This window comes from Dyadobacter sp. HNCC25DJ186, assembly GCF_056895235.1.
On sequence record NZ_JBXHAS010000001.1, the window covers coordinates 149,310 to 161,240 of the forward strand.

13 protein-coding genes are annotated in these 11,931 nt (G+C 41.3%); 5 read left to right on the forward strand and 8 right to left on the reverse strand.

The window, feature by feature from the left end:
* Positions 1–32 precede the first annotated feature (32 nt).
* Positions 33–689 carry a fructose-6-phosphate aldolase gene (gene fsa / locus AC1XUO_RS00715; RefSeq protein ID WP_235149095.1) on the reverse strand — a complete coding sequence of 219 codons (657 nt, stop codon included), beginning with the start codon at positions 687–689 and terminating at the stop codon, positions 33–35.
* A gap of 281 nt (positions 690–970) precedes the next feature.
* Between fsa and AC1XUO_RS00720 the strand changes: the two genes are divergently transcribed.
* Both AC1XUO_RS00720 and AC1XUO_RS00725 read left to right on the forward strand, forming a co-directional pair.
* A complete protein-coding gene (locus AC1XUO_RS00720; protein WP_483327841.1) occupies positions 971–1,672 on the forward strand; it encodes a tetratricopeptide repeat protein in 702 nt (233 codons plus the stop codon).
* 79 nt (positions 1,673–1,751) lie between these two features.
* The gene (locus AC1XUO_RS00725; protein WP_483327842.1) at positions 1,752–2,099 is read left to right on the forward strand and encodes a transmembrane 220 family protein; all 348 of its coding nucleotides are present in this window, start codon (positions 1,752–1,754) and stop codon (positions 2,097–2,099) included.
* On the opposite strand, the gene AC1XUO_RS00730 is transcribed toward AC1XUO_RS00725, so the two are convergent.
* A complete protein-coding gene (locus AC1XUO_RS00730; protein WP_483327843.1) occupies positions 2,096–2,863 on the reverse strand; it encodes a biotin--[acetyl-CoA-carboxylase] ligase in 768 nt (255 codons plus the stop codon). The two genes, AC1XUO_RS00725 and AC1XUO_RS00730, sit on opposite strands and share 4 nt — an antisense overlap.
* 47 nt (positions 2,864–2,910) lie before the next feature.
* Here AC1XUO_RS00730 and rsfS point away from each other — a divergent pair, with 47 nt between their 5' ends.
* The 3 genes from rsfS to AC1XUO_RS00745 all read left to right on the forward strand — a co-directional run bounded on the left by rsfS (position 2,911) and on the right by AC1XUO_RS00745 (position 6,470).
* On the forward strand, positions 2,911–3,294 hold the full coding sequence (gene rsfS / locus AC1XUO_RS00735; RefSeq protein ID WP_235149091.1) for a ribosome silencing factor: 384 nt from the start codon (positions 2,911–2,913) through the stop codon (positions 3,292–3,294).
* Between the two features lie 72 nt (positions 3,295–3,366).
* On the forward strand, positions 3,367–5,421 hold the full coding sequence (gene ftsH / locus AC1XUO_RS00740) for an ATP-dependent zinc metalloprotease FtsH (RefSeq protein ID WP_483327844.1): 2,055 nt from the start codon (positions 3,367–3,369) through the stop codon (positions 5,419–5,421).
* Positions 5,422–5,528: 107 nt separating this feature from the next.
* Positions 5,529–6,470, forward strand: coding sequence for an aldose epimerase family protein (locus AC1XUO_RS00745; protein ID WP_483327845.1), 942 nt, complete (start codon positions 5,529–5,531; stop codon positions 6,468–6,470).
* On the opposite strand, the gene AC1XUO_RS00750 is transcribed toward AC1XUO_RS00745, so the two are convergent.
* The 6 genes from AC1XUO_RS00750 to AC1XUO_RS00775 all read right to left on the reverse strand — a co-directional run bounded on the left by AC1XUO_RS00750 (position 6,467) and on the right by AC1XUO_RS00775 (position 11,929).
* A complete protein-coding gene (locus AC1XUO_RS00750) occupies positions 6,467–7,603 on the reverse strand; it encodes a nucleotidyltransferase family protein (RefSeq protein ID WP_483327846.1) in 1,137 nt (378 codons plus the stop codon). The two genes, AC1XUO_RS00745 and AC1XUO_RS00750, sit on opposite strands and share 4 nt — an antisense overlap.
* Positions 7,593–8,522: a serine kinase gene (locus tag AC1XUO_RS00755; RefSeq protein WP_483327847.1), complete on the reverse strand. Its 930-nt coding sequence runs from the start codon at positions 8,520–8,522 to the stop codon at positions 7,593–7,595. The genes AC1XUO_RS00750 and AC1XUO_RS00755 overlap by 11 nt, the downstream gene beginning before the upstream one ends.
* 18 nt (positions 8,523–8,540) lie before the next feature.
* Positions 8,541–8,978 carry a lasso peptide biosynthesis B2 protein gene (locus AC1XUO_RS00760; protein WP_483327848.1) on the reverse strand — a complete coding sequence of 146 codons (438 nt, stop codon included), beginning with the start codon at positions 8,976–8,978 and terminating at the stop codon, positions 8,541–8,543.
* A gap of 8 nt (positions 8,979–8,986) precedes the next feature.
* A complete protein-coding gene (locus AC1XUO_RS00765) occupies positions 8,987–9,253 on the reverse strand; it encodes a PqqD family protein (protein ID WP_483327849.1) in 267 nt (88 codons plus the stop codon).
* 66 nt (positions 9,254–9,319) lie between these two features.
* Positions 9,320–10,858 carry an L-piperidine-6-carboxylate dehydrogenase gene (gene amaB, locus AC1XUO_RS00770; protein WP_483327850.1) on the reverse strand — a complete coding sequence of 513 codons (1,539 nt, stop codon included), beginning with the start codon at positions 10,856–10,858 and terminating at the stop codon, positions 9,320–9,322.
* An 18-nt stretch (positions 10,859–10,876) separates the two neighbouring features.
* On the reverse strand, positions 10,877–11,929 hold the full coding sequence (locus AC1XUO_RS00775) for a saccharopine dehydrogenase family protein (RefSeq protein WP_483327851.1): 1,053 nt from the start codon (positions 11,927–11,929) through the stop codon (positions 10,877–10,879).
* Positions 11,930–11,931: the final 2 nt, after the last annotated feature.

Genomic DNA, 11,931 nt, shown 5'->3' on the forward strand with positions numbered 1-11,931 from the left:
ACACCTAACCTCTCATTTGGTTCTATTTCTTGTTAAGCGTTTCCTTTGGCGTAATCAGCAAGGAATTTTTCAAGTCCGATATCAGTAAGCGGATGTTTCATTAAGGCTTCCATCGCGCTTAAAGGCCCGGTCATAACGTCTGCTCCAACTTCTGCGCACTGGATAATATGCATCGGGTGGCGCACAGAAGCAGCCAATACCTGCGTTTCATAACCATAGTTACGATAGATAGTCAGGATTTGTTCGATCAGACCAATACCGTCTGTTGAAATATCGTCCAGACGGCCAATGAATGGTGAAACGTAAGTTGCACCAGCTTTGGCAGCGATCAATGCCTGTCCTGCCGAGAAAATAAGCGTGCAGTTGGTCCGAACGCCTTTGTTTGAAAAATATTTCAAAGCTTTAACGCCTTCCTTGGTCATTGGAATTTTTACAACAATTTTATCATCAATCTCGATCAATTCTTCACCTTCACGAATCATTCCCTCTAAATCAACCGAAATAACCTCTGCACTTACATCTCCATCAACAATATCACAGATCGCTTTGTAGTGTCTCATGATATTATCCTTGCCTGTAATTCCTTCTTTTGCCATAAGCGATGGGTTTGTTGTAACGCCATCAAGTACGCCTAGGGCATGTGCTTCTTTAATTTCTTTTAGATTAGCAGTGTCAATAAAAAATTTCATATCAAGAATTGAATAGTTTAATTGTTCCACAAAAGTAGAAAACCCTGACTAAAAGCAAAAAAAAGATGTGGAATGGAATGGAAAGGGCATAAAAAAAGGCAAACCGAGAATCTCACCGCATCAACCACCTACCCTTGCTTCCGTCAGGACCTGGGGGATTCGGAAGGAGCTGGTAGTTCCGATTTGCCGATGCAAAGATAAAGACATTTTATTGACAAAAAGAAAACATTCATTTAACGTTTCGTCTTACTTTTGTGCGAAACAACTCTAAATGCGTGATTATGTGCCGAATATTTTTTTTATTTTTTTTACTTTTTCTTAATTCCTGTTCTCAATCCAGTGACGCTTTCCTGCAAAAAGGGAAAGATTTGATGCGTGAAGGCAAAAACAAAGAAGCCATCGAATACCTCAATAAAGCCATTGAAAAAAATACTTCAAACGCCGAAGCGTTAAATACACGTGGCGTGGCTTATTACGAAATGAAAGAATATGCGAGCGCGCTTATGGATTTTAACCAGGCAATAAAATTGCAGCCAAATTCTTATCGCCCGTATTTTAACCGTGCTCTTTTATATACCGCCGACAATCATCTCGATTCTGCGCTTACCGATTACAACCAGGCTGCCAAACTTGCTCCGGACACGTCCGACGTTTTCCTGAACAGAGGGCAGCTTTATGTTTTGTTGGATAAAACAGAGCCGGCGATAATCGATTTTGAAAAAGCCACGCAATTAAATCAGGACAACAAACAGGCCTGGTATAATCTGGGAAATACTTATTACCGTATCCAGGACTTCAAAAAAGCGACACTTGCTTTCCGTCAAACAATTAAACTTGACTCTCAATATGGAAAAGCATTTTATGGTTTAGGTCTGTCCCAATACAACGAAGGAGAAAAAGATCTTGGGTGTACCAGTTTAAAACAAGCAGAAAAACTTGGATATAATGACGCGACAACTGCTTTAAGTCAGTTTTGCAAATGACGAAAATTATAGGGCTGGTATAGTAATAAAAACTTAAAATCAGCTTTATATTAGACATCAAACCCACTAAACAAAAAACATGAAATTCGTCAAAATCATATTTGGAGTGATATTTATGCTATTTGCATATTTTCAGTTCAACGATCCAGATTCAACAATATGGATCTTTACTTACAGCGCAGCGGCGCTCGCCTGTTATATGAGCGTCAATAACCTTTGGCCATCCTGGGTTTACTACGCCCTTGCCGCAGGATTCTTAGTGGCTGCCATATTTCAGTGGCCGCCAAAGTTTGAAGGGATCTTCTTCGGCGAAGCTCAGATGAGGAGTATCAATATTGAAGAAGCCCGTGAATCCCTGGGATTGTTGATCTGCTGCGTTGCCATGGTCATATTGGGAAAATGGGGAATTCCAAAAATTGAAGATTAATCCCATATCCATTCAATTTCTTTCAAATCAATTTCCTGAATAGCAGGGTTGTTTGAGAATTGGATACATAGTTTTCCATAATCGGTTATGCCAGTCACCGTTCCTGAGATGATTTCATTCTTGTAACGAAAATGGCGTAACCGATTATATCCAAATAATTGATTGACATACTGTTGCCTGATTTCTTCATAATGATTCCCGGATTTGAGTTTCAGATACCAGGCGTCCAGATGATGGGCAAGCTTGGAAAATTCTTCTTTAATTCTAAGTTGTCGCCCAGTGATTAGTGCCAGTGAGGTAGTCCGGGAACGATCAAAGTTGGTCTGATTGATATTTAATCCAATACCTATAATTGAGCTGGCAAGGCGTGTCCCCTGAATGGAATTTTCAATGAGTGTTCCACATATTTTTTTATTATCGACATATATGTCATTTGGCCACTTAATTTTTACCTGATCAGAATACTCATTTAAGTAAGCGGCAATCCCGAGAGCAACGGTTTGGCTAATCAGAAACTGATTGGGAATTGGCAAAAATGCAGGGGTGACAATAACCGACATCGTCAGGTTCATCCCTGGCTCCGACACCCAGGTTGCCCCCCTTTGTCCACGACCTTTTGTTTGTTCGTCAGTAATGACAATCGCACCTTCCATTCCGGATCCACTACGTACTAATTCAGCCGCTATGTCGTTTGTTGAATGACAAGTTGGCAGATAAATAACTTTTTTACCTATAATTAAGGTATCATATATAGAGTTGTACAATTTTTTTACTTTATTTTAGGGTTTATAGAAATGGGAATCAACTACGCATGAAACAACGCAAAAATAAAGAACTATCATCAAAAGATTTGTCCGAGCTTATTGCTAAGGGGATGTCAGAAAAGAAAGGTGAGGATATCACAATCCTTGACCTTAGGAAAGTAAAAAATTCAATAACAGATTTTTTTGTAATTTGCTCGGGGAATTCCGACACTCAAATAGATGCTTTGGCCAATTCGGTAGAAGACGAAGTTTATAAAATATCTAAGACCGACCCCTGGCAAAAAGAAGGAAAAGCCAACGGAGAGTGGATATTGATTGATTATGTGGATGTAGTGGCTCACATTTTTAATAAAGACCGTCGCAAGCATTATGATTTGGAAGAGCTTTGGGGAGATGCGGTTGTAACGCACTTTGAAGATTCCGTCCTGTAAATATCGTAGCAGGTGAACATTCATCGGATGCGAAATGTTGTTTATTAAATTTCCTCTTAATTATTATAAAGAATGTCTGAGAACGATAACAAAAGAGGTCCACTAAATCCTAAAAGTCCGCAAAAGGGATATCAGGGATGGATCATAGCTGCTTTGATTGCTACTATCCTGGGGATAACTTACCTTAACAGGACATCCACAATTCGCGAAACAACACAAAAACGTTTCGAGAAAATGGTTGCTGATAAGGAAGTTTCTCGTGTTACGATAGTTAATGATAAGTCAGTTGAAGTAACATTAAAGCCGGATGCGCTAAAACTTGATAAATATAAGGTACTGACATCTGAAAACGGTGGCAATTATTTTGGCGGAGAACCAGTTTCTCATTATCAGTTTCAGGTAACTTCCGCAGAAACGTTTAAAAAGGATCTTGACAAAATTCAGGAAGGGGTACCGGACGATGATAAAATTGAACTCGTCGTCGATACCAGAAATGACTGGACCAGCTTCCTGGGAACCTGGGGCTTTTTCATCATTATGATTCTGGTGATGTATTTTATCCTCGGCAGAATGTCGGGTGGCGTTGGTCCTGGTGGTCAGATATTCAATATCGGCCGTTCCCGTGCTACTTTGTTTGATGCTGAAAATAAAGTTAAAATCACTTTTAACGATGTTGCAGGTCTTGACGAAGCGAAGGAGGAGATTAAAGAGATTGTAGAATATCTTCAATTCCCTGACAAGTTCAAGAAATTGGGAGCTAAAATTCCAAAAGGTGCTCTCCTGGTAGGCCCTCCGGGTACTGGTAAAACTTTGCTAGCAAAAGCAGTTGCCGGTGAAGCAGGTGTTCCTTTCTTCTCACTTTCCGGATCTGACTTTGTAGAAATGTTTGTGGGTGTTGGTGCGGCGCGTGTTCGTGACCTTTTCAAACAAGCAAAAGAAAAAGCACCTTGTATCATCTTTATCGATGAGATTGATGCTGTTGGCCGTTCTCGTGGACGTGGTGCTATGCCTGGTTCAAATGACGAGCGTGAAAATACATTGAACTCCCTGCTTGTTGAAATGGATGGTTTTGCTACCGATTCGGGTATTATTATCGTGGCAGCAACAAACCGCCCTGATGTTTTGGATCCAGCTTTGTTGCGTCCGGGACGTTTCGACAGACAGATTTCAATTGACAAACCAGATGTTATTGGCCGTGAAGCGATTTTCAAAGTGCATTTAAAACCTTTGAAACTTTCGGTTGATGTTGATATTCAGAAATTATCTTCACAAACGCCTGGTTTTGCCGGTGCTGAGATTGCCAATGTATGTAACGAAGCTGCCCTTATCGCTGCACGTCGTGACAGAGAAGAAGTTACAATGCAGGATTTTCAGGATGCGATGGACCGTGTAATTGGTGGTTTGGAAAAGAAAAACAAACTTATCTCTCCTGAGGAAAAACAAATCGTTGCTTATCACGAAGCTGGCCATGCTGTTGCTGGTTGGTTCCTGGAACACGCTGATCCTTTGGTTAAGGTATCCATTGTGCCTCGTGGAGTAGCCGCTTTGGGTTATGCACAGTATTTGCCAAGAGAGCAGTATTTGTATCGTACAGAGCAGTTGTTTGACGAGATGTGCATGACTTTGGGCGGACGTGCTGCGGAAGACGTGATTTTTGGCAAAATTTCAACTGGAGCATTGAGTGATCTTGAACGTGTAACGAAGGTTGCTTACAGCATGGTTACGATGTATGGGATGAATGAGAGAATAGGAAATGTTTCCTACTACGATTCGAAACAAAGTGATTATTCGTTCACTAAACCATATTCAGAATCTACTTCCCAGGCAATTGATGAAGAAGTTCGTAAACTGATTGATCAGGCTTATCAGTTTGTTAAAAACATGCTGAATGATAAACGCGACGCTTTGGAAATATTGGCAAAGGAATTGTTAGAAAAAGAGATTTTGTTCCAAAGTGATCTGGAGAAACTGATAGGCAAACGTCCTTACGAAAAGGAAACCAGCTATCAGGCTTATATTAATCGTCGTTCTAACGAGGAAGCAGCAATCCATGAGGAAGCGGTAAAACAAACGGAAAAAGAAAAGGGAGAAATGGTTGCAGAGGATAAAGATTCTTCGGCAGTTTAACCCCGAATAGATAATAATTTTTAAAAACCGGGCAGCGAAACTGTCCGGTTTTTATTTTTAAGTTACTTTTGCGACAGTCTTTGACCGCAATCCTAAATCTTATAACGATGTCATTTGAAATATTAAAACAACAATACGGCGACCTGACCGAATATGTTATACAGGAAACTGCCACTTCGAACCGGTGTGTTGTAGTGCCGGAGCTTGGAGGAATTATACGCCAATTATCGCTAAGAAAAGGGGTTACACTTTTTTCACTGCTGAAAACTCCTGCTACACCTCACGCCTTGAGAGAGGATACACAAAGTGCCAGTGAATTGCTATTTCCCTTTGCGAGTCGTATTCCGGATGGGAAATATAAATTTCTTGGAAAGCACTATCAGCTGCCTTTAAATAATGACGATAATGCGATTCATGGATTGGTCCGCAAAAATAATTTCAATTTGGTTGAACAGGTTGTTGCAGCCGATCACGCCTATCTCAAATTATCGTATGAAATAAGAGAGCCGGAGGGTTATCCATTTTCAGTTGATTTCACCGTCAAATATAAACTCAGTGCTGACGGCACATTTTCGCTTACCTATGAAGCGAAAAATATTGGTACAGAGCCCTGCCCTACCATGTTTGGCTGGCATCCATATTTTCAGCTTGGAAATGAATTAGTTGATGCCTGGAAGATAAATATTCCATCAGATACGATCGTCGTTTTTGATAACCGAATGAGCCCAATTGAAACAGCACCGTTTCCTATTGAAGGTTCGATGCCTTTATTTAAGAAAGCCTTAGATAATGCTTTTATCGTTGAAAGCGCCGGAGAAACAGCGGTCACGCAGTTGATTTCTGAAAATCAGCATGTAACTTTACAAATCGAGCAGGAAATAGGTGAAGGAAAATTTAACTATCTGGTGGTATATACGCCACCAGCTCGTGACTGCGTGGGGATTGAGCCACTGACTGCAAATGTAAATTCCTTTAACAATGGTGAGGGACTGACCACACTTATTCCCGGCAATTCAGTCTCAGGAACGATTAAAATTAATCTGATCTAAGATTTTTTTCGATACCAACGCGCTTTGGGGATAATGAGCCTCCATTCCAGCAGATAGGCTATGTGGCTAAATAAGATAGAAAGTTTGTCACGTAGCCTGTCTCGGTAAATCATATTGAAGTAGAAAATCTGCCATGATTTTGTTACTGGTTTGAATCTGGTATTCTCCCAGTGAAGCACAACCTTTTCAAAAAGTCTGGTTGAAGGATATTGCTTTTCAAGATCCTTACCGCAATAAATCAGATAATTTTCGCCGGTCAAAATATTTACCAGACCGAGTGATTCAAGCATTATTTTATAAAATCCCTTTTGCTTCGTCACGGAAATGATATATGTCCAATCCATTTCTCCGGCAAACTTCCTAAGAATTCTGACCAGGTCAGCCATATATTTCAACTTATCCCACTGTTCTACACCAGCATGATGCACGATCATCATCAGAAACTGATTTTCCGCTGAAGGAACTTCAAGCGTAGTGTTGGCAACCTGGACTGACATCATTTTATTCGTCAGCTCATTCCAGCCAAAAGCGTAGTGATATCTCGGATAAGTCGTATTCCACTGTATTTCCAGAGACCGGACTATTTCATTGCCGGTTGGAGTCATTGGCAATTGATAGTCAGTTTCGAAGTATAACTTTGCCACCTTTTCGTTGTCAAGCAAATATTTTCGGTAGGTATCCGGAAAAAAATTATGACCGGCCAGTATTTTGAGGCCGTCATTTATACTTTCTTTCCTGAGGAAAAAGTCAATATCGCCGAATTCTCTGAGGCCGGGACTTTCATATAAAAGCCAGGCCCATAAGGCCCCTTTCATCAGAAACGAATCTACACGATGATTTGCCAAATCACTGCTGATGGCAATCGACTTTTTCAAAAACAACATATTGAACACCGCCTGGTTCAGACTTTGTTCTTTCACTTTATCAAAACATTCGGAAGTTCCGGTATTGGCACCAATATGGTCAAGATGCTGATACAACAGAGCGCCAATCTGATGCCACTGAGAAAGTTCATAAATTGCGTCCCAATCCTGTATTGTCGCAGATTCCGGACATATTGCTTCATTAACCTTTCCTCCAAGGCTTGCCTGCGTCAACAAAAGCAGCTGTGAAGAAAGTTTTTTATAAGACATCCAAAAGTATGTCTGATTGTGAAGATATACTCTCGCTCACCCATTTTTCCAGTAAATCAAATCCATTCGGTCGCCTCTTGCGCCATAAACCTGATGATTTTGCACATAAGAAGCTTTGCTGAAAATGGTCCTGCAAATATTTTCCTTTCAAAAAGGATATTGGTAAGGGAAAGTTTTTTAGCGTTTCAATCGGAACTTCTATGGGAGTCAAAGCTTGCTGTTCCGGACGGTTCTTTGCCTTATGTAAAAAGAAGATATTTCCCAAAGCAACCGGCTCTAAATTGAAATCACCTTCCGGCCGGAATGAGAATTTATTTACGCCTTCGCTCACGGGTTGTAAAGAAGCTCTGTCATAAGCAAGGCCGTTAACAGAATTATCCCAGATTTTCAATTGCGGATAGCCAGGAATGATGAAGGCTTTTCCTGTTTCATCAAATTTTATCGCAGTTAAATCATCACTTAATAAAGCACAACCTGCCTTCACAAACGCTGCTGCTGTCGTAGATTTACCAGCACCCGGAACGCCCATAAAACACCAGGCTTTGTTTCCGACGTTTACAGCACTTGCGTGCAATAAAAAATAACCTTTTTGAAAAAGAATCATGCCGAGGGCTTCGCTGATCGTGAAAAGGCTTAACAAATTTGCATCTTGCGTCAAGGGACTTACCACCAATTGTTTGGCTTCAATGGCTTTAAAACTGGCAACCTGATCCCAATGTAAAATCAAATTACCTTCGTTATCAATTCCCTGATAAGCCTGGATGCCTCTCCGGTGAATGGGTGTCTTACGCATTCGCGGTAAAATGATATTCCCACGAGAGATATAAAGATCAATGTCGGGAGTTTTTTCTGCAACGCTAAGTTCAGGAAGATCAATTTCAGAGGAGATAGTCAACCCGTAGGCTTTATAAAAAGGCATGTGTGTGATTTATAAAATTCATTCCCAGACCCATAAACGTTGATAAAAAATCGATTCAGACCAGTCGCCTATGATTACGTTTCCGTCCTTTTCAACCCAGGCGTGCGCCTCGAAGTCTTTGTCTTTGTTCACTTCAATTCCTATTTCAAGGCTCAAAGATGGCACTTTTCGAAGTAAAAACTTTGCTGCCAAAGCGCGTGGCAAGCACAAAAGCTCAAAAGGTAGAATATTGGCCGACGTATTAATGGCATAGACTATTTCGTCAATTTCCTGTTTTTTCAGATTCTTCTTTTTTTCAGAAGAACTGATCCAGTGAAACAATTTACGAAAGTGATTAAAAGGTAATACCGTCAATCCTATTTTTATCATAGTAAGTGTAACCGACGCATACAAAAAATAAATTTTCGTATTGTTCGGTAAAACCTTCCATTTTGACCAGTAATTTGCGATCCTCATCACCGGAATTATTCGGTTACTTCTACCAACTTTTCGGAAATAAGATCTTTAAGCAATGACTCAATATCCTCCAAACATGTCTGTTTGTCAATATCATAATCTTCCAAAACCGTCTCGCAAAGAGAATCCAGCGACTGCGGTTTTTCTTCCAAAGCGGTCCAAACTAATGCTCCAACTTCATCAAGACCGTAATACTCACCCTTATTATGATTGAGGATAACGATCTCCCCTCCTACATTAGACGCGATCTGCTGTGATGTTAATTTATATTTCATATCAAACTACTTGTTCCGAAAATGTGCGTGTGCCAGCTAAGTTAAATACAAAGGTAGAAATAATAATTATTCAATCTCAAATTTTATTCCCTGCGCAAGTGGAAGAGTAGCACTGTAATTTATTGTAGTGGTTTGCCGCCTCATGTAATTCCTCCATGCATCAGAACCGGACTCTCTACCTCCGCCAGTTTCCTTTTCTCCTCCGAATGCCCCTCCAATCTCAGCTCCCGATGTCCCGATATTGACATTAGCAATCCCACAATCCGATCCTGACTGAGATAAAAACTCCTCGGCCTCACGCATATTCAAAGTAAATATTGAGGAGGACAAACCCTGTGGAACAGCATTCTGAAGTGTTATCGCTTCATCCAAAGTCCTATACTTGATCAGATATAGAATCGGCGCGAAGGTTTCAGATTGTACGATGGAATAGTCATTATTTACCTCTGCAACGCAAGGCGCAACATAACATCCGGATCGATAATTTTCTCCCTCTAAAACTTTGGCAGTAACAATAAATCGTCCGCCTTCTTGTTTAATTTTCTCAACTGCATCCAAATAATTTTCAACCGCCGCTTTGTCGATAAGTGGCCCAACATGAATATTTTCATCCAAAGGGTTACCTATTTTTATCTGGCCGTATGCTTTGGTAAGCCGGTTTTTCACTTCTTCATAAACATTTTCCTGCACAATAATCCGGCGGGTTGATGTACAACGCTGTCCCGCCGTGCCAACCGCACCGAAAACAATCCCGGGAATAGCAATATTCAAATCGGCCGAATCCGTAACGATGATCGCGTTGTTTCCACCCAGTTCCAGCAAACTTTTTCCTAAACGTTTCGCAACGGATTCTCCCACGGCTTTTCCCATTCGGGTACTTCCAGTGGCTGATACTAACGCAATCCGACTATCTTCTGACAAATACTGACCAATTTCTCTGCCACCGGTTACAATCGAAGAAATGCCTTCAGGCAGATAATTATCGATCAAAACCGAGTGGATAATATTCTGACAGGCAATTGCAGTTAATGGCGTTTTCTCGGATGGTTTCCAGATACAAACATTTCCGCAAACCCAGGCAAGCATCGCATTCCAGGACCAGACGGCCACAGGGAAATTAAAAGCAGAAATAATCCCAACAACCCCCAAAGGATGCCATTGCTCATACATACGATGTTTTACCCTTTCGCTATGCATACTCAAACCGTATAATTGCCGGGATAATCCGACAGCAAAATCACATATATCGATCATTTCCTGCACCTCCCCCAATCCTTCCTGTAAGCTTTTTCCCATTTCGTAACTTACCAGAGTTCCGAGTGCCTGCTTATTGCTTCTAAGCTGATCGCCCATCTGACGAACAATTTCTCCACGTTTCGGCGCAGGGACCATCCGCCAGCTGTTGAATGCCGCCATCGAGACCTTGACAACCTGCTCATAGTCACTGTTTGAGGCTGACCCTATTTTTCCTATTAAATTCCCATCAACCGGAGAATAAGATTCCAGTATTTCGCCGCCACCCTTCCAGGATTTCTGACCTGTACTTATTCCATTATTTTCAGAACCGATCCCCAGCGAACTGAGTGTTTCATTTATATCAATCATATACCAAATAGAAAATCGTCAGTAAAATAATTTGCCATTACTTGTCTCTAAGAACAAGTCCAGCTGGATGTCTTCCTGTTTGATAAAACCCTGGTCTGGCAAGGTCCCGTCCGCAACCATTTCCACAACAGAAACAATCGATGCGGCTGTTGTCCAGGAAATCGCACGCCAATGCTGACCATCAATTTCGATCGGATGATAGGCACGGTAAAATTCTTCCCTTTCTAAAACATTTCCCTTCCAGCCTTCCACGACCGCATAAACATATACTACATCCTGCTGGACCGGCGGTTTAGCCTCCGTCAAAATCTGCTCGACGAGTTCACGCTTTTCCTTTAAAATCAATTCATAAAGCAAAAAGCGCATCAAACTGCAATGGCCCGGATAACGGATTGTTTTGTAATTGAGGGTATCCAGTTTTCCTTCGAATGTCTCACACATGGTGCCCAAACCGCCGGAAGTACTGAATGCTTCAAATTCCTGACCTTCAATATTAATCATTTCAATCCCTTCCAGAGACGGCACCATTTTTCTCACGCCATTGTGAATGACTTCGGCATCGTTGATATATTCATTAACAACACCTGCCGGCGACCAGGTGAAAGAATAACCCATCAAGCCGTTGGGATATCGCGGCAATGCGCCTACACGTAACTCAATATCCCGGATTTTTGTAAAACGTTTTGCCAGATCTGCGCCAACAATCCCAATAAATCCCGGTGCTAAACCACATTGTGGTGCCATAACACCCTTACTATCTCTGGCCATTTGGCGAATTGCAGCGGTTGTTCCCACATCTTCCGTCAGATCAAAATAATGGATACCTTTCCGGTTCGCAACTTGTGCGATAAGTAAATTGAGGTTATAAGGCATGCAGGAGACTACTGCGTCCGCATTGGTGAGAATTGTTTCTAAAAATTCGGTTTTAGAAATATCACCTGAGGTAAACGCAAAAGAAGCGTTTATCGGAGGTTTTACTTTGTCAACGCCCATAACGTTAAACCTTTTGCTCAACAAAGTCGCGACAAGCGAACCAACTTTTCCCAGTCCTATTACAACTACATTTTCCATAA